Here is a 21,790-nt window from a genome sequence, read left to right on the forward strand (position 1 = left end):
TTCGCTAAAGCGCGGCAAGCTGGTTTGCTCATTCACAGAGCATGATGCGCCGCTATGGTCTGGTAAATTAACCTGACTGGCTTGTTTTATTGTTTTGTGTGGGAGAGGAAAAGTGGTGCCCGCTGGCGGATTCGAACCACCGGCCCCATCATTACGAATGACGTGCTCTACCAACTGAGCTAAGCGGGCATAACCAATTTTCGAAGCGCTGGTTATCACGGCATATACGCAAACGCAACGGGCTGGCAGCCAAAAAAATGCGATAGAGTGCTATTCTATGGCTTCCTGTTGTGCTCGCATGGCTGCAATTTGGTGCGTTAGCTATTACCCACTCCGTTTTTTCGTTCTAAGGTCGGTTTCATGAACGCGTCACATTTTACAGCCCTGTTGCGAGAGGCCGTTATGCCCGTGCAGGATTCGTCTGTAGATGAAAGTCAGCACGTTCATAATGTTGAAGGTGCGGTGGAATGCCCGTGCTGCGGGCTGTTTCAGAAACTGCCGCCGCTTGAGCCGGGCACACAGGCACGGTGTTTACGCTGTAACCAGAGCCTAGACCGTCGGAACAAGACAGCACCGATTGCAACACCTTTGGCGTTTTGTATCAGTTCGGCTGCTCTTTATCTGGCCATGCTGTTTTCAACCCTGATGATGCTTGACCTGTATGGGCGTCAGCGCACGGTTGATATTATTACCGGCCCAATAGAACTGCTGCATGAAGGCTGGGGTGAAGTCGGGGTGCTGGTTGCCATTGCCACCATCCTCGCCCCCGGTGTGGTTATCGGCATGATGGGCATGATCCTGACCGCAGCGCTCAGGCCGACCTTGCCCTCCTGGGTGCCACATCTGCTAAAGTGGTATGAATTGCTGCGCCCGTGGTCCATGGTCGAAGTTTATATTCTGGGCGTATTTGTTGCCTACACCAAGCTGGTTGATCTGGCTTTTGTGCAGGTCGGGGCCGCAGTTTATCTGGTGGCTGGCCTGATGGTGACCATGGCGGCAACCGATGCCACACTTGACACAGAACTGATCTGGCAGCAGCGCAAGATTGATCCCTTCATGCGCACCATGAATGGCAAGCGTATTGCCCTAAGTGCTGTTTCTGCTGAAGAAGGCGCATTGGCACCGTCTGACAATCGGGTCTCCTGTCCGGCATGTGGGTTAGTGCTTGAATTTGATCGCGCTGTTCACAAGACGGAACCTGTCGGTTTTTGCCCACGCTGTGGTCACGTTGTCAGACGCCGCCGGGCAAACAGCATTTCTCGTACCATGGCGCTGCTGGCGTCAGCCATTGTGTTTTATGTGCCAGCCAACCTCTACCCCGTCATGACGGTTATCAAGATGGGCAACGGGTCAGGGCATACCATTGTCGAAGGGGCGATAGAACTGTGGCAGGACGACATGATTCCTTTGTCCTTGCTGGTTCTGTTTGCCAGCGTCACGGTACCGGTACTGAAAGTGGTCGGGCTGATTGTCATGGTAACCGCGACGCATCGGCGGTCGGCCAAGGGGCTGGTTTTTCGCTCAAAACTGTATCGTGTTATTGATATCGTAGGTCGTTGGTCCATGATTGACGTGTTTATGGTGTCTATTCTTGTGGCTGTTGTGCGTTTCAGTCACATGGCCAGCATTACGGCCAATGGCGGCATGGTCTGTTTTGCCGCAGTGGTTGTGCTGACAATTTTTGCGGTGCACACATTTGACCCCCGTCTGATGTGGGATGCCGTTGAAGAAAAAGACGGTGCACACTCTGATACCCCCCGCTCTTCCGTGGGGGCAGATCAGCCGGGTCACACCCGGCAGGAGAGTGCAGGGGCATATCTGGGTAATATGGAGCCGGACAGGGCGTGAACGGGCAGAATTCTCATCAGTCTCCTCAGGATAATAACGACAGCATCATGCCTGATGCTGTCGTGCGGCGTATCCGGTTTTCCATTATCTGGATTATCCCTCTTGTTTCCGTCCTGATTGCCGGGTTTCTGGTCTGGCGTAGCTTCGCCAATAACGGGCCAGAAATTACGGTTATGTTCGATACGGCCGATGGCCTGACCAGTGGTCAGACACAGGTCAAGAACAAGGCCGTGGTGCTGGGTACCGTGCAGGGGATCTCCCTGACGGACGATCTGCGCCATGTTCTTGTCCGTATCCGCATGAACTCGGGCACCAGCCCCATGCTGACAGATAAGGCGCGATTCTGGGTGGTACGGCCCCGCATTAACGGGGCCAGTATTACCGGGCTGGAAACAGTCATGTCTGGCGCATACATAGCATTTGACCCCGGCCCGGATGGGAAAAGCGGGGACAAAGGGCGGCACATCAGCGAATTTCGCGGTCTTGAAGCGCCTCCCGGTGTGCGGTCTGATCAACCGGGGCGGACATATACCCTGATCGCACCCAGTATCGGCTCAATCGGGCAGGGGGCCCCTGTCTTCTTCCGCGATGTCGATGTGGGTGAAGTGCTGGGCTACACCATGCCGCCCGGTGGGCGAGGGCCTATCCTCATTCAGTTGTTCGTGCGCGAACCGTATGACCATTACCTTTATACGGATACCCGGTTCTGGAACGTGTCCGGTGTCACGGTCGGTTTTGGTGCTGGCGGCCTGAAAGTTCAGTTGCAGTCTATACAGGCTCTTTTTTCTGGTGGTGTGGCGTTCGGCCTGCCGCGTGAGGAAAATCATACCCAGGGCGATGAAGCACAGGCCGATACAGTCTTCAAACTGTATGACAGCAAGGAAGAAGCTGACAGCGCGGGCTATCATGAGCGCGTACCACTGGCGACGTATGTGACGTCATCCGTCAAAGGGCTGGCACCGGGTAGTCAGGTGACCATGTTCGGGATTCAGATTGGCAATGTCACCAGTGTCAAACTTGATCTGGACCAGAAAGCGGGTCACCCGCGTGTGCGGATTGGCATGCAGATTCAGCCTGAACGCGTGCTTGACCCGAAAGATATTAAACACGGCGCATTGACCGAGATGTTCAAAACCTTGGTTGAAAATGGTCTGCGTGCCTCAACAGACAGTGCCAGTCTGTTGACGGGTGAAACCATGATCTCCCTGAACTTCGTGAAAAATCCGCCCCCTGCCAGCACCAGCATGGAAGGCCAGACGCTGGTTATTCCAAGCCAGCCGGGCGGCATGAACGGGATTATGGACTCGCTTTCCACCGTGGCATCCCGTCTGGCTGCCATGCCGTTTGAACAGATTGGCGTGAATGCCAATAACCTGCTGGCGAATGCAGACAAGACATTAACCAGCCCTGACGTGAAGCAGTCACTCAGCAGCCTGAAAGAGTCGCTCAAGAACCTTCAGGCCATGAGCACCCAGATGCGCAATGGCATCGGCCCGCTGATGCAGCGTCTACCAGAAATGACCAACCAGCTTGATCAGACCTTGCAGAATGCCAACCGTCTGTTGGCCAGCTATGGTGGAAACAGTGATTTCCATCGCAGCCTGCAAAGCATGGTGCTGCAACTGGGGCAGGCTGCGCGCTCGCTTCGCTTCCTGTCAGACTTCCTGACAAACCACCCCGGTGCCCTGATATCTGGACGGTAACGCTATGAAAAACGATTATTCCGCACAGCCAGCACAGGCTCTTTCTACCCGCCGTAGCGTGTTGCTGGGGGCTGCCGGGCTTGGGGTCATGGCCACGACGTTAACTGCTTGCTCGGGTGCCGGGCCAACGCTTTATACGCTTTCCGTCGTGCCGGGGCAGCCAGTTCCGGGTGGACCGCGCTATGTCGAGGTACGCCAACCGACCATTGCATCAGGTCTGGATCGTGATCGGATTGTCACCAAAGATACCGGATACAAACTGACAGTTTCCTCCGGCGAGGCATGGGGCGATTCCTTGGCAGGGCAGATCAGCCGCACTTTGGCTGGGGACCTGGCCCAGCGTTTACCGGGTACAGCCGTTTTTGCTGAAAATGATGCCGTCACCACCCAGCCAGACGCGTATGTAGAACTTTCCGTAACCCGTTTTTCTGAAGGACCATCCGGCAAGGCTGAAATTGAGGCATCGCTTTCTGTTCAGCCGGCATTGGCTGGTGCGCCTTCAGGCAGCGCAAAGGTTTTTCTTCAACGGGTTTCAGTGCAGGGCGCAAGCACTGCCAGCACTATTTCCCTGGTTGAAGCGCTCAGCCAGTTGCTGGGGCAGATTGCCGATACGGCTGCTGCCCAGTTGCGTCTGTTGCCACCAACGATTCAGGCACAACCAGATCAAATAGTGCCTGAAAATACGAAATCTTATGGTAAATCCCGCTGACAGAAGGTTGGCTTAACGGGGTAAGCTTCTTCTGTTTTTTAGGTGGAAGACATAAAAAATGGCGGCTTCTTAGAAAGAGGCCGCCATTTTTATTATCGTATTAGAAAAGGCTGAACTCAGGCTGTGCCTTCACCAAATTCCCGGTCATGGTCAATCAACGGAATGGGGTAGTCACCGGTGAAGCAGGCATCGCAGTAGCGTTCACGGTAAGCGGTGCGGCTTTCATGCCCCATGGCACGATACAGACCATCGAGCGAGATAAACGCCAGACTATCAACGCCAATCAGTTCTGCCATTTTGGCCAGATCATGGTTTGCAGCCAGCAGGTGGCTGCGTTCAGGCGTATCAATACCGTAGAAGCAGGAATGTTTGGTCGGAGGAGAGGAGATGCGCATATGCACTTCCTTTGCCCCAGCCGCCCGGACCATATCCACAATCTTGCGCGATGTTGTGCCGCGTACGATAGAATCATCCACCAGAATAACCCGCTTGCCATCCAGCGCAGGCCGGTTGGGGGAATGCTTCATTTTTACGCCCAGATTACGAATCTGGTCCGTGGGCTCAATGAAGGTGCGGCCAACATAATGGTTGCGGATAATACCCAGTTCAAACGGAATACCACTGGCTTCAGCATAGCCCATGGCAGAAGGCACCCCTGAATCAGGGACCGGCACCACAACGTCTGCATCCACGCCGCTTTCCAAGGCCAGTTCATGGCCAATCTGTTTGCGCACACCGTAAACCGGCAGGCCTTCCAGCACGGAATCGGGGCGGGCAAAGTAGATATATTCAAACACGCAGAAATGCGGCTTGGTCTCTCCAAATGGGCGCAGGGAGCGGATACCGTTTTTGTCGATAATGACCAGTTCCCCGGCTTCGACATCCCGCACATATTCCGCGCCGATAATATCCAGCCCACAGGTTTCTGATGCCAGAACCCAGCTGCCGTCAGACCCTTCTTCACCCGGCAGGCGGCCGAGTACCAGTGGGCGCACACCCATGGGGTCGCGCACCCCCATCAGGGCGTCCTTGTGCAGAACGACAAGAGAGTAGGCCCCTGTCACGCGCTTTAACGCATCAATCAGCCGGTCTTCCACCGTGGCATACAGGGATGTGGCAATCAGATGCACAAACACTTCCGTATCCATGGTGGACTGGAACAGACAACCACGGCGGATGAGTTCTTTGCGGAGTGTTTCTGAATTGGTCAGGTTGCCGTTATGCGCCACAGCCAGACCGCCGAATGCAAATTCAGCAAACAGTGGCTGCACGTTGCGCAACAACGTTGCCCCGGTTGTTGCGTACCGGTTGTGCCCAATGGCGCGGTCGCCTTTCAGGGTGGCCATGACGCGGGGGTCATTAAAGACATCCCCAACCAGACCAAGCCCGCGGTGGGAATGGAACTGGGTGTCATAAGACACAATTCCTGCGGCTTCCTGACCGCGATGTTGCAGGGCGTGCAGACCCAAGGCAGTCAGGGCAGCGGCATCCTTGGCATTCCAGATTCCAAAAACCGCACATTCTTCATGCGGATGGTCATCGTCATGGCAGGGGGTGCCGGCGGGCGGGGAAAAACAGGTGGCATCGTGGGCGTGCATGGGTGCGCAAGGCCTCCGCAATATAGCCGGACAGGGCAGCATAGGGACTATAGGGTGGCGTCATGACCTGTGGCGCGCTTTGGCGCAACCCCTTTCGTGCCGAAATCAGGCAGGAAAGGTTGGATATAAGTTGTCGCAAGCCGAATATAAGGGGTCAGCTTCCCGTTCTCTTCAAGGGCCTGCATGTCTTCCGGCAGCATAAGCCATTCAGCCGCCATAAAAAGCAGCACCAGTAAAAATACCCCCCGAACAACTCCGAACAGCGCACCCAGTGTTCTGTCCAGCCCGCCAAGGGCGGCAATATGCACCAATCTGGTGATAATGCTGGTGAGCAGCGTAGCGGCAATCAGCAGAGCAATCAGCATCAGCCCGAACGCAGCAAAATCAGCCGCCAGATGATTGCTGATGTAGTTGCGCGTCAGGGGGATGACGGTTCCATAATACCGGCATGCCAGAGCAATCGCGAAAATCCACCCCGCCAGCCCCAGTGCCTGACGGGTAAAACCCCGCCAGAAGCCGTGCAGGGTCGATAACCCGACAAGAACAAGAGAAATAAGATCGATGGCTGCCATAAGGGTACGGTTACGCCAGACAGAGGTTAGGTGTCACGTCGGTTATCTGCCGTGGTAACTGCCAAACAGTACAATCAGGGCAGTTTGCTGGTAGAAATACGCCACGGCCGTGGAATCCGTCCTTCCCGCCGTTTGCGGTGGGGCGGTTGATTCAGGCGGTGGAACAATTCTCCAACTTCAATCCGGCGCAAAATTTCCGTCCAGACTTCAACATCATCCAGACCGTGCAGATGCCAGATATCTGCCAGACTTTCCATAAACGCAGCGCTTTCGGTCAGAATATCCTGTCTGTTTTTTGCAATGAAGGCAGCGGTACAGGCCGTTGCATGCACACCGGCTTCATTACAGGTCCGTACCATGTCCTGCAGGGCATAAGGGGGTGTTGGCTGCCGATTGCCTGCTCCTGATTCCGAATCGGCTCCGGATGAAGAAACAGAAGAAGGGAGTGCCTTTGAACGGTCAGAATGCAGCATTCCATCATGATGGGCAGGAGAAACGCTGCCGGTCAACTCCCTATCAACTGTCCTTTTGAGGAATGGAACGTGAATACGACGTTCCGGCAGGAATACGGTGAAATTTATATATTTGCCAGCTATTTCCAAACGGAAAATGATGGGCAGGGCGGGCTTATGAACGTTGTTCTGCAACCTCAGGATAATTCGCTCTCGGCTCTCCAGATTACTCTCTCGAAAGCCTGACACATCAGGTGGATGGTGTGGGGGAAGGATCTAGCAACATGGCGTCTTCTCCCGCGCCCAGAGGGTAGGATGCTGCTGCTACAATATGTGTGTTCACGCGCCTCAAGTCCCGCAGCAGGGTGAGCTGATACGTTGCTGTTTCATCCTGTAATGATGTTTCGGAAGACTCCATTACGCCTGAAATCTCGGTAGACTGCCGTTTGAGCCGATCAAAATAGGCAGAAGTTGCCTCAATTTCCACATCGCGGAAAAAGTCTTTCTGTCCAGACAGTGGGTTGTTTTCCACACTCTGCTGGCCAATCAGAATTGTGGCGCAGATGTTCAGGTTGTGCGTCAGTTGTTGCGTCATGCTCAGAACCGGGCGCAACAGGTCAGGCGGTAGCACAATCCTCTGACGCGCCATTTTTTGCACCATTGGTACAAGGCTGCGGTCAACAATATCTTCCGCATGCAGCATCTGGGTGCAGAAGGCCAGAATGTCTTCCGCCCGCTCCATCTCCGGCTGGCTGGCATTGTCCGGGTCCAGCCCCGCAAGATACGAGCGTATTGCTGCCCCTAGATCCTCCATGGCGTTGCCAAGCGGTCGTGCTGCCCCGGCCTTGGCGGGGTCTGTGGTGCGGAGGCCATCCTGCATGGCGCCCAACATTGCTCCTAACAGGTCACACAAACGCATAGCTTCGCGGGTTGCGCTGCCAATGGCCAGTTGGGGCGCTTTATCAAGCAAAAGGCGGTCAAGATAACGCGGCGTGCCCGGAGAAGCCTGTTTGTTTTCTGGTGGGGTTGGAATAAGCCGGATCATCAGGCGGGCATAATGGCTCAGGGCGGGCATCATCAGAACCGCCAGCCCGATATTGAACAGCGTATGGAAGTCCGCAACCTGTCGGGCTGCATCGGGTTCCAGACGGGTCATAAGGGCGCTGATAAACGGCAAAGCCGGCACCAGCAGAAGAGCCCCCACGCAGCGGACCAGAAGATTCCCCATGGAAATACGCCGTGCCGTTGGGTCGGTGCGGCTGCCTTCCATCACGGGGTTAATGGAGGTGCCGATATTTGCGCCCAGCACCAACGCCAATGCGGTTTCAAGCGGAATGGTGCCACTGGTGGCAAATGTTGTTACCAACATGACTGTGGCGACCGAGGAATGGCTGATCCATGTCAGAACAGCACCCAGCAGAATGGCCGCCAGATCATGAGAGTTCATGGAGGCCAGAACCGCTGTTAACTCAGGCTTCTGGGTATAAGGGGTCAGGAGTGTCAGAAATTGCCGCAGGGACAGCAGAATCAACCCAAGCCCGATAAACACACGCCCGGAATCCCGCCATGCCCCCTGACTGCGCCGGAACAGCATGACACCCGTCAGCACAAACGCTGGCGCAATGGAGGACACATCAAAGGATAGCAGTTGTACAATCAGCGTCGTGCCAACATTAGCCCCCAGCATGACGGCCAACGCAGGAGCAAGGTCAAGCTGCCCACGGGCTGCCAGACCGGTAATCATCAACCCAGTGGCGGTGGAGGACTGCAGAACAGCAGTAATGCCAAGCCCGGTCAGGAAGGCCTGAAACCGATTGCCCAACATGCGGGCCAGCAGGCTGTTCAGCCTTGCGCCGCAGGCCCGCTGTACCCCTGTCTGCACCATATGCACGCCCCACAGCAGCAGGGCGACACTTCCGGCCAGATCAACAAGGGTCAGCAATTCCAAGGGCTATGGTCCTTCGGGTTTCAGCGGGCACATGGCCCGAAGAAACGCGCAGAACGCTTCGGGCCCGTGGGTCAGATTGTGAAATATTTGGCGCGCTTGTTCATGATGACAAGCGCAGACGTGGACTGTTCCGGGTGAAGCTGGTCCCCATCCGTCAGGGAAACACCGATACGCTCCGCGCCCAGCAGGCCCAGAATAGGGTGTTGATCTTCCAGCTTTGGGCAGGCCGGATAACCGAAGGAATAACGTGACCCCCGATACCCCTGCTGCAACAGAGCATCCATGTCACGGGAATCTTCCGCTGCAAAACCCAGTTCGGCACGAATACGCTTATGGGTGTATTCTGCCATGGCTTCTGCCACTTCAACGGACAGACCGTGTAGGTACAGATAATCCTGATAACGGTTTTCTTCAAACCAGTCGCGGGCAATGTCAGACGCTTTCTGCCCAACCGTGACAACCTGCAGGGCCACAACATCCCGCTCTGGGTCGGAGATATCCCGCACAAAGTCAGCCACACACTCTCCGTCTTCACGGGGCTGGCGCGGCAGAGTGAAGCGGGCAGCTTCGGTGATGCCATCTTCTTCAAACAGAATCAGGTCGTTGCCGTCACCAGCGGCTTTCCAGTAGCCGTAAGCTGCCTGTGGGCGCAGAATGTTTTCTTTGGCGGCGAGGTCAAGCATACGGCGCAGAATGGGGCGCAGTTCCTGCTTTGACCACACCATGAAATCTTCCAGCGAACGGCCCTGTTTTCTGAACCCCCACTGAAACTGATAAAGCGAACGCTCGTTCAGGAAAGGAATGACGGCGTCTGTCGGGGCTTCAATAACCTTGCTACCCCAGAAAGGTGGCACAAGGCGTGGTTCGTCAGCGGTTATGCGTTCACGCCGGGCCTTGGCAAGGGCCGGGTTAATAGGCGCATAGCCGCGTGTTTCAGCCTGTTCTGGCGTACGGGCGCTTTTGCGCGTCGCCTTGCCTTCACGGCGCTTGCTGATGGCGGCCAGATAATCGTCAAACTTGTTCTGCGTGATCTGGTCCATCAGGGTCAGACCGTCGAAGGCGTCGCGTGCATAGGCGACGCGGCCTGTGGGGCTGTAAGATGCCACACAGTCTTCTTCCACATAGTTGCGGGTCAGCGCTGCGCCACCCAACAGCACGGGAACATCCAACCCACCACGGCTGATTTCTTCCAGGTTTTCCCGCATGATAACGGTTGATTTCACCAGCAGGCCTGACATGCCAATTGCATGTGCTTTCTCGCGTTTAGCGGCTTCAATCATGTCGGCCACAGGGACCTTGATACCCAGATTAACAACTTTATAGCCGTTGTTGGTCAGGATGATATCAACCAGATTTTTACCGATATCATGCACATCGCCTTTAACGGTTGCGAGGACAATGGTGCCGCGTTGTTGACCGTCCGCCCGTTCCATATGGGGCTCAAGCCACGCGACAGCGGCCTTCATGGTTTCGGCAGATTGCAACACGAACGGTAGCTGCATCTTCCCTGCGCCGAACAGTTCCCCAACAACCTTCATACCGTCCAGCAGAACCGTATTGATGATATCGAGCGGGGAAAGGCGCGTCATGGCTTCTTCAAGGTCTGTTTCCAGTCCCTTGCGGTCACCATCAACAATGCGGTCTTTCAGACGGTCTTCTGCGGTTTCAGCCCGTTTACGCTGCACGGCTTCAGACGCTTTACGGTCTGCGAACATAGCCAGCAGGGTTTGCAGCGGGTCATAGTCTGCGGTGCGGCGGTCAAAAATCAGGTCTTCCGCAACCTTGACCTCTTCTGGCGCAATCATATGCAGGGGGCGGATTTTTGATACATGCACAATAGCGGCGGTCATCCCGGCCCGCACTGCGTGGTCCAGATAAACCGAATTCAGCACTGCACGCGCGGCCGGGTTCAACCCGAAGGAAATGTTTGAAAGACCAAGCACAATCTGCACATCCGGGAAGTTGTCCCGGATCATTTTAATGCCTTCCAGCGTCCATACGCCCAGTTTGCGGTCATCTTCCGCGCCTGTGGCAATGGTGAAGGTCAGCGGGTCAATCATCAGGTCAGATTGCGGCAAGCCATATGTGTCGCAGGCAAACGTGATCAGCCGTTCGGCAATGCGCAGCTTGTCTTCGGGGCGACGCGCCATGCCTTCTTCGTCAATGGTCAATGCGACCACTGCTGCGCCAAACTTGCGGGCCAATGTCAGACGATCAGCCGCCGGGCCTTCTCCATCTTCAAAGTTGATGGAGTTGATAATCGGCTTGCCGCCATGTAGTTTCAACGCAGCTTCAATAACCGGCGTTTCCGTTGAATCGATAACCAGCGGTGCATTGACCGATGACGTGAAGCGTTTGATCACCTCATCCATTTCGGCCCGTTCATTCCGGCCGACAAAGGCTGTGCAGACATCCAGCGCGTTTGAGCCTTCCTTGGCCTGTTCACGACCAAGGGCAACGCAGCCATCCCAGTCATGGGCTTCCTGAAGTTCGCGCCATTTTTTCGAGCCGTTGGCGTTGCAACGCTCACCAATGGAGAAATACGCGTTTTCCTGCCGTAAAGGCACCTGATTATACAGGCTGGCAACGGACGGCACCCAGACAGACGTGCGACGCACAGGGGCTGGGCGATGGTGGCCACTGCCTTCTGCACGGCGGCGGAGCATGGCATCAAGCGCTGCAATATGCGGGGTGGATGTGCCACAGCACCCGCCAATAAGGTTCAGTCCATCTTCAACAATGAAACGCTCAACCCAAGTGGCCATTTCTGCCGGAGTTAGCGGGTAGTGAGTCTGACCGTCTACCAGTTCAGGTAAACCGGCATTCGGCTGCACTGAAATAAGACGCGGCCAGTTCTCACTCAACCAGCGGACATGCTCGGCCATTTCCTGCGGGCCTGTGGCGCAGTTCAAGCCCATCAAATCAACATCCAGGCTATGAACAACCGTGGTTGCCGCAGCGATATCTGGTCCAACCAGCAGAGTGCCTGTGGTTTCAACAGTGACCTGCACAAAAATGGGCGTCTTTGTTTCCATTTCAGCGCGGGCAATTTTCATGCCGTTAACCGCCGCCTTGATCTGAAGCGTGTCCTGACAGGTTTCAATCAGAATGGCATCCACGCCACCTTCAATCAGGCCACGCCCTTGTTCGGCAAGGGCTGCTTCAAGCGTGTCATAATCAATGTTGCCAAGCGACGGCAGCTTGGTGCCCGGCCCGACGGAACCAATAACGTAGCGGGTACGTCCATCCGCAAAGCTGTCTGCTGCTTCCCGCGCCAGAATGGCGGAGGTGCGATTGATCTCACGGGTCTTGTCTGTCAGCCCGAACTCACCCAATGTAATGGGAGACCCCCCGAAGGTATTGGTCTCGACCATGTCCGCCCCGGCCTCATAATAGCCACGGTGAATTTCACGGATCAGTTCAGGGCGTGACAGCGTCAGGATTTCGGTACAGTTCTCTTGCCCCCAGTAATCACGTGTCAAATCCAGATCAAGCATCTGAATGCGCGACCCCATTCCACCATCACACAGTAGAACCTGTTCATGCAGGGCATCAAGAAGCGGAAGACGAGAAGACATGGCATCCATGGAGCAAGAAAAGGGGGGGAAGACCCTGCCAGACAGGGGCCAGACAGAAAGCAGGACGTTATTCCAGACAGAAGCCCCGCTGTCCACCACTGCCTTCTGGAAAGGGCAAACGGATGCCCGCATTCCACTGCGGATAGTCACAATGGCAGAAAGTCAGTTCTGTGTCCGTGATGATGCTGTGGCAATTTTCGTGAATAATGAGTGCCCTTCTGAACGTGGCGGGGAATGGCTGGAAATAAAACACTGGAGCGGCATAATAACGTCGAAATCCCAGCACGGCGGTGGTTGTCTCTGTTGCTCCGGACTGGACGGATTAGGTCGATTTTTGATCGCTTTATTTCAAGAACGGGCGCGAGGGATGTGTAATTTTTTTCGTAACGCAGTAATTGCGTGCTCTTCTACGCAGAAAGACGCCGTAATAGATATGATCCTGTCAGATTCAGTTGTGACATCACTTTATGGATTACAGCCAGTTTCTGGCCGTTTTTCCTGTGACAGTTGAATAAAAAAGACATTCTAGGCTTCAGGAAGCCAAGAAAGACTTTGAGGTCAATCGCGCTCCCTGTCATAAGAACGTATCCGGCGGGTGGCTTGCGAGCAGTGTCGGGTCATAGAGAGTAGGTTTTTTCAAAAGGGTTGTTCGTGAACCAGTCTGACCATGTGCCTGAGGTTGCCGGCTCTTCTTCTGATTCAGATCATGAGACCTCGTCCCGTATAAGCCCCACCATGATTCGTCTGAAGGCCGTTCTGGCCGCGGCGCACTATCATGGTCTTGTGCTGGATATTCAGGATTTCGCGGCAGACCCCGAAGAAGATAGTCCTTCACCTGCGACCCTATGTCGTTGGCTGGAAGAGCAGGGCGCTGTTGCCAAGGGTATGCGGATCAAGTGGCGTTACTTGGTCAAAATGACCAATTCGCCCCCGATCGTGCTGATGTTCAGAGACGGCTCCGCTGCCCTTATGGTCAATGCCTCGCCTGAGCGAGGGGTCGTGTGGCTGCGTGATCCCCTGAAGGGAGAGGGAGCAACCCCGGTTCCAGTTGACGAACTAAGGCTCAGTCGTATCTGGACAGGTGACGTTCTTCTGATCAAGCGGCGTCAGGATGAGTCGGAAGCTGATGCGCCAATTGGGTTCGCGTGGCTTGCCAAAATGGTTTTGCGGGAAAAAAAATCTCTGCGGGATATCGCAATCGCGTCGATGACGCTGAGCATCCTGCAAATATTTCCACCTCTGATTGTCATGCAGGTAGTCGATAAAGTGGTAAATTATCACTCAATGTCGACGCTTATTTCGATTAGTGGAATTATAGTGGTCTTCTCGTTTTATGAAGTTTTGCTGAGTTATGGACGGCGTGAGTTGTCGATGGTTTTGACAACGCGCATTGATTCTCGCCTTTCATTGCACCTTTTTAGTCGACTTGTTGCGCTGCCGCTTGAATATTTCGAACGACAGCAGGCAGGTAACCTTCTCGGTCGTGTGTTGGCAATCTATAAGGTACGCGATTTTTTGACAGGTCGTCTAATGACGACCTTTCTTGATTTATTTACTCTTGTTGTTGTTCTACCGTTCCTGTTTTATTTAAGCTCGACTCTTGCTTGGATGACTGTGGCAGCAGCTGGTTTGATCGGCCTGATAGTTTTAATTTTCATGAGGCCAGTTTCAAAAATAATGAATAAGCAAGTTCTTGCCGAACGTGACCGAGGGGCTATTTTATACGAAACCGTTGCTGGTATCCGTACTCTTAAGACTCTTGCCCTTGAAAACAGCCGCAAGCAGACGTGGGATGAAGTGACAGCTAAAGTTGTGAGGTGGAAGCTGGCTTTGGGGCGGATGACAAACTGGCCTCAGACTTTGGTTATGCCATTAGATCTTTTTATTAATCGTGGCATTATTTTGGTCGGTGCTTATCTTGCATTGACAAGTCCGGGATCGGTCGGTGTCGGTGCTCTGGTTGCTTTCATGATGCTAGGTGGTCGAGTGGCAAGTCCTTTGGTTGGCCTAGCCAAGTTACTTGAAGATTTCACAGAAGTTACCACCTCTCTTGGAGAAGCTGCTTCTGTTTTAAATAAGCCTAATGAGACTAAAGCTTTGACTACCGGTATGAGACCACGGATTAAAGGGGCGCTTTCATTTGAAGGTGTAAACTTTACATATCCAGCGGCAACAACACTTGCTTTGAAAAATGTAAATTTCGAGATTCCAGCGGGTACAATGCTGGGTCTGGTCGGGCGAAGCGGCTCTGGGAAATCGACTATTACCCGTCTCTTACAAGGGGTTAGTCGTTCTTACACCGGCTATTTAAAGCTGGATGGTGTTGATCTTCGTGAGATAAACCTGACTCATCTACGGCGGTCTTTCGGTGTTGTTCTTCAAGATAACTTTTTGTTCCGTGGGACTATCCGGGAAAATATTACAGCTGGTCGTCCAGGTTACACAATTGATGATGTCGTGCGTGCTGCGCGATTGGCGGGTGCTGAAGAATTTATTGAACGTATGCCTGCTGGTTATGAAACATTTATTGAAGAAGGCTCCACCAATATTTCAGGTGGCCAGCGTCAGCGTCTCGCTATTGCGCGAGCGGTTATTACTGATCCTAAATTGATGATATTGGATGAAGCCACGTCTGCTCTCGATCCAGAAAGTGAAGCGTTGGTGAACGCCAATCTTGAACGTATTGGCCAGGGCAGAACAATGGTGATTGTCTCGCACCGCCTCTCCTCCCTTGTTAATTGTGACCAGATTTGCGTTATGGAGCGAGGTTCTGTAGCTGACATCGCTCCTCATGATGTGTTGCTTGAGCGGTGTGATATTTATCGTACGCTTTGGATGCAGCAGAATCGTCATACTGAAGGGCGTCATAGAAATTCTGGCGACGCGTCTTCTCTGATTGCAGAAGGTGAGTGAGTCATGAGCAATAATGACCTTATTAAATCTGACAACACGCCAGCTTCAGAAAACAATACCGAGAAGTCAGTCGATTTTCTGCGCCAGGCAGATGATCCGTATGCGCAGGGAGATATGCCGCCGGCTCTATTGGAGTTTCATTCCCCGACTGCTGCTCTCGTTAATCTGCCTCCTACCGCTTCTGCGCAGTACATTACTTGGGTTATCGGAGCTTTGGTTCTTTCGTCCGTAGCTGTAATGACCGTTTTTCCTTTAGATCGCGTTGTTTCTACTCAGGGAAAAATTGTCTCTATTGAGCCATCATTGGAAGTGCAGCCTTTTGATACATCGATTATTAAGTCAATTGATGTAAATGTTGGTGATTTTGTTCATAAAGGGGATGTGTTAGCTCATCTGGATCCGACTGCAAGTCATGCAGATATCGACAATATGCGTATGCAGAATGAGCAGTATCAGGCAGAGGTTGACCGTCTGACAGCAGAATCTCAAGAACATGAGTATAAAGTAGATTCTAAAAACCCTGCATCTGTAGAGCAGGCAGAAGCCTTTTTGCGACGTAAGGGCGACTTTGAAGCCAAACTACAAAATTATGATAAGCAGATAGCAAGCTTACAGAACGATTTACAAGGATATCAGGCAAGTGCTGCCATGTATGCCGCTCAGGCAAAAGTTGCTGCTGATGTCCATAAAATGCGTATGCAATTGCAGAAAGATCAGGTGGGCAGCAAACTTTCAACATTGGGTGCACAAAATTCCTTAATGGAAATAGAACGTTCTCAAATTGGCGCACAACAGCAGGCAGGATCCACACGTAATAAATTAGCGGCACAGGTTTTTGAAAAAGAAAGTTATGTCCAAAACTGGAAGTCGCAAGTTTATAAAGATTTGATCCTAGCCCAACATCACTTGGCTGAAGCAAAGAGCGCTTATCAGAAAGCTGTTCTTCATAGTAGTATGGTAGTTTTAAAAGCCGAAGAAGATTCTGTTGTTTTAAGTTTGGCAAAAGTATCGGTAGGGTCTGTTTTGAATGCCGGTCAACGGATTATGACGCTAGTGCCAGTAGGGAAGGGCCTAGAAGTTGAGTCGATTATGTCCAGTCAGGATGCCGGCTTTGTCAAATTAGGCGACAAAGCTTTGGTGAAGTTCGCAACATTCCCTTACCAGCAATATGGCGGGGCGGACGCGACTGTAAAAACTATTAGTGCCGACACATTTGCTCCCACTCCTGAATCGCCTCAAGATAGTGGTATTATGCCAGATGCAACGGGGAAAGCGTTCTATCGTGTACGCTTGCGCGTTGACCGTTATACGCTGCATGGCGTGCCCAATTTTTTCCATCCACAACCAGGTATGGCGGTTACGGCTGATATTCGGGTCGGGAAACGGACAATTATGCAGTATTTCTTCAATAGCTTTATTCCATTGGCAACAGATGGCATGAGAGAGCCATAATTTACGATCAAATGTTAAAGGAATAGTTGTTTTTAGGAGGCGTGCATCATGGTTTTTGGCTTTGTCAAACGGCTATTGGGTCGTGATGAAACCTCAATTGAAGCACGCCTTACTCATGCAAAGGGGCTGCTGGAAAATCAGGATGATGCAGCAAAGGGCTTCTCTCAACTCTCGGCTCTGGCGCGCGAGAATAATGTAGAAGCCCAGTTTCTTGTTGGTGAATGTTATCTGAACGGAACTGGTGTCCCGCCAAATCTAATAGAAGGCGTACGCTGGATGCGCCGTGCAGCGAAAAAGGGTTGGACAAAGGCGGCCTTTATTCTCGCTACGCTTTATCTGCATGGCCTTCCACCGGAAGTCGAAGAACCTTCGGGTACGTCTTCTGTTTTTGATGAAATTAAACCACCGTCCGATAATCGCGAGCCTGATTATAGAAAGGCTGCGTATTGGGCAAAAATTGCTGCCGATAAAGGCTATGCAGATGCGCAGGCCATGTATGGTTATGTGCTTAGTAGTGGCCCGGATGATTTGCGTGATCCTGAAGAGGGATTGGTTTGGTACCGTAAAGCAGCTGATGCTGGGTGTGTACAGGGGCACTTGGGGTTGGGGCTCGCGGCACTCAATATCGCGAGAACACAGGATGATTATGCTGCTGCGGCCAAGGAGCTTCATCAAGCGGCGGAAGGTGGGTTAGGTACGGCCCTTTATCTTATAGGCGTTATGCGAGAACGCGGGTTAGGCCTTCCGCAAGATCAAACCATTGCGATGCAGTATTACGAGCAAGCTGCTGAAAAAAATGTCCATGCAGCACAGGCAAAATATGGTTTAGGTCTTATGGCCGGGCTTGGGGTGAAGAAAAACCTTGCTCGAGGCGAAACTTGGCTGCGTCGTGCTGCTCTATCAGGTGATGCAGAGGCGGCTGCCGTGTTGGGCGACTTGTATGGTCATGGCGTTGATCTGCCACCAAACTATGCTGAAGCTGTTTCCTGGTATCGTTTTGCATCCGATCATGGACATGCTTCCGCTAGTCATACACTTGGCATGTTGTATCAGACAGGTGTTGGCGTTCCTAAAGACCCGGAAGCCGCTGAATATTGGTTCAAACTTGCCGCGCAACAGGGCAATAAGGATGCATCGGCCGATTTAGGCAATCTGGTGTTGAGAGATGGTGACCCTGCTCACGTTGGTGAACAGGTTATGGCTTCTTATCGGGAGTTGGCGGAAAAAGGCGATCTTCTCGCGGCATTTAATTTTGGAGTTTGTCTGGCTCAGGGCGTTGGTATTGAAAAAAACGAAGAACAGGCTCTTGTCTGGCTAAAACGGGCTGCTGAAAAAGTTGTTAATGCTCAATACTGGTATGGTCAGATGCTCGTGGCCGGACGTGGTACGGATGAAAATCTGGAGGAGGGTAGATCCTGGATTCAGAAAGCATCTGAAGCGGGAATGGTGGATGCACAGATAACATATGCAGATATGCTGGTGCGAGGTGAAGGCGGCCCAAAAAACCATCACTTGGCCTTAGAGCTTTACAAAAAAGCTGCAGAATTAGGTAACGTGGCAGCAATGTTTTCAATAGGAGCCATGTTAGGGGGCGGACACGATGTTGCAGAAGATCGTATTGCTGCGCAGCAATGGTTCCAGAAAGCCGCTGAAAAAGGCAGTCCAGCTGCTCAACTTATGATGGGACGTTATCTAGCGAATGGATTGGCTGGTGAACGGGATATTGAAAAAGCGCGTTTCTGGTACCGTAAAGCAGAAGAACAGAATGTTTTTCAGGCGAGTGCTGAACTCTCTGCATTGAATATGGCCGAGCACTATCCGCCTGCTTCGGTAGAAGCGTAATCAATTTGAGAGATCAATCATTATGGGAAAAACCTGTAATGACTGCGAACTGTTATACATGAAATGACGTGGCAAAATGAGAGTTTAACAGTCGCGCAACGCATGGAGCTTGCCAGTGCGCAGGCTCAGATTTCGTTCAGAACTGGAAGTGAAGCGTGGCATAAAGGCGAATATGCAAAAGCATGGGATTGGCTGGAAAGGGCCAATCGACAAGCCCGAGGTAACTCTCACGTCATGTTTGCTTTGGCTTTGGCACGTCAAACAGCAGGAGATCTTGAGGGGGCAATACGCCTTACTGAAGAGCTTTTACAGAAATATGATTTTCGCGAAGGATGGATCCTTTTAGCGACATTTTATCATGCGAAAAAAAATGCGTCTGGTGTCTTGCGGGCTTGGAACGCAATTTTATCTCGCTACGCAATCACGCTTGAAAACTGGTCGTTGGTTGGAAATTTTTTCCGAACATACGGTGTACACTCTTGGTGTGCAGTAGATGGAGACGGTCTCTTAAAAACAGATTTTCTAGAAAAAGAAGAGAAAATTTCTATTACGATAGATGGAAAACGATCTGTAATAAAAAAAACAAAACAAGGATGCGTTCTCCCTGAAAAATGGAAATTAGCGCAAATCATAGAGGTTAAAGATAGTAACGGTGTCGCGTTATTCGGCAGCCCTTTACAGCCTAAAACAATAGTATCATCCGAAGGTTTGGTGTCAGTTGGTGTAAATGGATTGAGCGGATGGTGCTGGCTTCCATATGATGCTGATCGTGCTCCGGTTATTAATTTTTACGACCATAAAAAAGAAACCTGCTTTTTATCCCTTCCACTGGACGAGTTTAGTTCGGCAGTAAGTTCTGATAGGCCTCTTGCGCGTTATCGGAATATTGTTGTTCCGTGGGGCAAAATTCCAGATGGCCCAGTCCATGTTGTTGGGCCGGATGGACGCGATCTTCTTGGTAGCCCGCTTGATGTGCAGATGCAGACGCGCTCAGCACAAAAGCTAGCATTGGATTTGAATAAATGCAGCGATATTGGAAAACACACACAACATTGTCTTTCTAAGGAAGATTTTTTTCTTTCTCTTCTAGTATCAGAAAAAATCACAGCGACGCCGGTGGTTTCAAAAGAAAAAAAACCGCTTGTAGTGATCATTCCTGTCTTTAAAAATGCTTCTCTTACAATGACATGTTTGCAGAGTGTAAGAAAATCAATAGAACGTAAAAAGGTAAAAGTTTTTATTGTTAATGATGCATCGCAAGAAAAAAAATTAATACAGGATATTAAAAATTTCTGTTCAGAAAATAAAAATTTTCATATTCTAAATCATTCATGTAATCGGGGCTTCCCCGCTGCCGTTAATACAGGTCTGAAAGCATCTGGTCAGTCAGATGTTGTGATTCTTAACAGCGATACCATTGTTCCGACGGGATGGTTGGAAGAATTGCGGCGTATTGCGTACTCTCAAACAGATATTGGTACAGTTACGCCTTTTTCAAATGATGCAAGTATTTTTTCCTATCCTTCAATAGTTAAAACAAACGATGTGCCGACGGAGGAGGAGGAGGCGCAGGTTTATATGGGCGCGGCGCAAGCGGCAAATGCGGGGCAGTTTGTTGATGTGCCAACAGCGAACGGGTTCTGCATGTATGTGCGTCACGACTGTCTGAACCAGACCGGTTTGCTAAGAGAGGATGTTTTTGCGCAGGGATATGGCGAGGAAAATGATTTCTGCATGCGTGCCCGTGCGCTGGGGTGGCGGCATGTTGCTGCGGTGGGTGCTTATGTTGCCCATGTGGGCTCTGCATCTTTTGGTGCTGCCAGATCATCGCTTTTGCAGAGAAATTCAGATATTTTAGAGAAACTTCATCCCGGTTATCACGCGTTTATTGACAAGTGGGTTAAAGAGGACGGACTTTTTTCTGCACGTCGTCGCATGGATCTTGTGCGCTTTCTGAGTGAGAGAAAAAACAAGAAAGACACCGTAAAATCGGTTGTTTTTGTTACTCATAGTCATGGTGGTGGCGTTGAGCGTGTGGTGCAGCAGCGTGCTGCGGTTCTACAACGTGACGGATTGCGTGTTCTTATTCTGCGTTCAACAAAGACGGGATGCGTTTTGCAAGACGCAGCAGACAAGGATGGCTCCATGCCGTCTTTGGTATTTTCTCTCCCGGATGAGTGGTCTTTGTTGACGCGCCTATTGCTGGCTGAAACCGTACAATGGGTCGAATTTCACCACATGGCTGATCATCATGCTTTTTTATACACGCTATCGGGCCATTTGACGTGTGCTTATGACGTGTACGTGCATGATTACGTGTGGTTCTGCCAACGCATTTCTCTCCTCGGTCCTTATGGCACTTATTGTGGAGAACCGGATGTTGCGGGCTGTGTGACTTGCGTAGCGTTGGCGGGTCGGCATATTGCTGAAACTATTGATGTTCCTGCGTATCTTGAGCGGTCACAAAAAATGCTTGCGGCAGCCCGGACCGTGTATGCGCCGTCTCACGATACTGCAGCCCGCATGGCGCGCCATTTTCCAGACCTTGTCTGTAAAGTTTTTCCTTGGGAACAAGATAAAGCCATCATTCAGGAGGCTAAGAAGCGTATCAAGCATGGTCAGGTCAGCGCACAGTCGAACCAACTGAATTTTATTCCTGCCAGTGGTGCGTTGGGAAGCGATGGTGGCAAGAAGCGGATAAGGCTTTGTGTCATTGGCGGTATTGGGACCGAAAAAGGCTACGATATTTTACGGTTGGCTGCCTTGGATGCCGCACTTCGGGATTTACCCCTTGAATTTGTTGTTGTCGGTCACACACCAGACGATGCGACCTTAATAAAAACGCAACGCATATTTGTGACTGGTGAGTATCGGGAAGAAGATGCCGTAAATCTTGTCGCTTCAGTGCAGGCCGATGCGGTTTTTCTTCCCGCCATATGGCCTGAAACCTGGTGCTTTACATTGGGTATTGCCTGGAAGGCTGGGCTGTCTGTTATTGCGTTTGACTTGGGTGCGCCAGCAGAGCGTATCCGCGCCACCGGCAGGGGGCGTCTAATTAATCCTGCTCTTTCAGGAAAAGCGTTAAATGCTGTATTGATAAAGGAGGCTCTTTTCTGCAAAAAGAGCGGAGAATTATAGTTTTTTAGTGGGTTGCTTAACTTACCAATTTACAATT

General features: G+C 51.9%; 13 protein-coding genes and 1 tRNA gene. 8 read left to right on the forward strand and 6 right to left on the reverse strand.

The features are described 5' to 3' along the window. Window positions 1–113: 113 nt before the first annotated feature. A tRNA-Thr gene (locus tag Abin_RS09510) sits at window positions 114–189 on the reverse strand. 171 nt (window positions 190–360) lie between these two features. Here Abin_RS09510 and Abin_RS09515 point away from each other — a divergent pair. The 3 genes from Abin_RS09515 to Abin_RS09525 are packed head-to-tail and all read left to right on the forward strand — an operon-like array spanning window position 361 to window position 4,260. Continuing rightward, complete coding sequence (locus Abin_RS09515) at window positions 361–1,848, forward strand: paraquat-inducible protein A (RefSeq protein WP_048846259.1); 1,488 nt, start codon at window positions 361–363, stop codon at window positions 1,846–1,848. A gap of 47 nt (window positions 1,849–1,895) precedes the next feature. Further along, window positions 1,896–3,551: a PqiB family protein gene (locus tag Abin_RS09520; protein WP_048846387.1), complete on the forward strand. Its 1,656-nt coding sequence runs from the start codon at window positions 1,896–1,898 to the stop codon at window positions 3,549–3,551. A 4-nt stretch (window positions 3,552–3,555) separates the two neighbouring features. Beyond that, a complete protein-coding gene (locus Abin_RS09525; RefSeq protein WP_048846260.1) occupies window positions 3,556–4,260 on the forward strand; it encodes a PqiC family protein in 705 nt (234 codons plus the stop codon). A gap of 116 nt (window positions 4,261–4,376) precedes the next feature. Here the strand turns inward: Abin_RS09525 and purF are convergent, their stop codons facing one another. The 3 genes from purF to Abin_RS09540 form a co-directional block, all read right to left on the reverse strand. After that, window positions 4,377–5,858 carry an amidophosphoribosyltransferase gene (gene purF, locus Abin_RS09530; RefSeq protein ID WP_048846262.1) on the reverse strand — a complete coding sequence of 494 codons (1,482 nt, stop codon included), beginning with the start codon at window positions 5,856–5,858 and terminating at the stop codon, window positions 4,377–4,379. A 47-nt stretch (window positions 5,859–5,905) separates the two neighbouring features. Continuing rightward, the gene (locus Abin_RS09535; protein ID WP_048846264.1) at window positions 5,906–6,430 is read right to left on the reverse strand and encodes a CvpA family protein; all 525 of its coding nucleotides are present in this window, start codon (window positions 6,428–6,430) and stop codon (window positions 5,906–5,908) included. A 74-nt stretch (window positions 6,431–6,504) separates the two neighbouring features. Beyond that, on the reverse strand, window positions 6,505–6,939 hold the full coding sequence (locus tag Abin_RS09540) for a hypothetical protein (RefSeq protein ID WP_052948202.1): 435 nt from the start codon (window positions 6,937–6,939) through the stop codon (window positions 6,505–6,507). Between the two features lie 33 nt (window positions 6,940–6,972). Here Abin_RS09540 and Abin_RS09545 point away from each other — a divergent pair, with 33 nt between their 5' ends. Then, window positions 6,973–7,128 carry a hypothetical protein gene (locus Abin_RS09545; protein WP_158319907.1) on the forward strand — a complete coding sequence of 52 codons (156 nt, stop codon included), beginning with the start codon at window positions 6,973–6,975 and terminating at the stop codon, window positions 7,126–7,128. 4 nt (window positions 7,129–7,132) lie between these two features. Here the strand turns inward: Abin_RS09545 and Abin_RS09550 are convergent, their stop codons facing one another. Both Abin_RS09550 and metH read right to left on the reverse strand, forming a co-directional pair. Beyond that, window positions 7,133–8,830 (reverse strand): Na/Pi cotransporter family protein, encoded by a 1,698-nt coding sequence (locus tag Abin_RS09550; protein WP_048846268.1) that lies wholly within the window; start codon window positions 8,828–8,830, stop codon window positions 7,133–7,135. Window positions 8,831–8,901: 71 nt separating this feature from the next. Continuing rightward, the gene (metH, locus tag Abin_RS09555) at window positions 8,902–12,408 is read right to left on the reverse strand and encodes a methionine synthase (RefSeq protein WP_048846392.1); all 3,507 of its coding nucleotides are present in this window, start codon (window positions 12,406–12,408) and stop codon (window positions 8,902–8,904) included. 651 nt (window positions 12,409–13,059) lie between these two features. On the opposite strand from metH, the gene Abin_RS09560 reads away from it, so the two are divergent. The 4 genes from Abin_RS09560 (at window position 13,060) to Abin_RS09575 (ending at window position 21,753) form a co-directional block, all read left to right on the forward strand. After that, window positions 13,060–15,321: a peptidase domain-containing ABC transporter gene (locus Abin_RS09560; RefSeq protein ID WP_084593569.1), complete on the forward strand. Its 2,262-nt coding sequence runs from the start codon at window positions 13,060–13,062 to the stop codon at window positions 15,319–15,321. 3 nt (window positions 15,322–15,324) lie between these two features. Continuing rightward, window positions 15,325–16,773, forward strand: coding sequence for an HlyD family type I secretion periplasmic adaptor subunit (locus Abin_RS09565; RefSeq protein WP_048846273.1), 1,449 nt, complete (start codon window positions 15,325–15,327; stop codon window positions 16,771–16,773). Window positions 16,774–16,821: 48 nt separating this feature from the next. Then, entirely contained in the window at window positions 16,822–18,615 is a 1,794-nt protein-coding gene (locus Abin_RS09570) for an SEL1-like repeat protein (protein WP_048846275.1), read from the forward strand. A gap of 63 nt (window positions 18,616–18,678) precedes the next feature. Then, window positions 18,679–21,753 (forward strand): glycosyltransferase, encoded by a 3,075-nt coding sequence (locus Abin_RS09575; protein ID WP_084593570.1) that lies wholly within the window; start codon window positions 18,679–18,681, stop codon window positions 21,751–21,753. Window positions 21,754–21,790 lie beyond the last annotated feature (37 nt).

Origin of the sequence: Acetobacter indonesiensis (genome assembly GCF_000963945.1) — a bacterium.
GTDB classification, from domain to species: Bacteria; Pseudomonadota; Alphaproteobacteria; order Acetobacterales; family Acetobacteraceae; genus Acetobacter; species Acetobacter indonesiensis.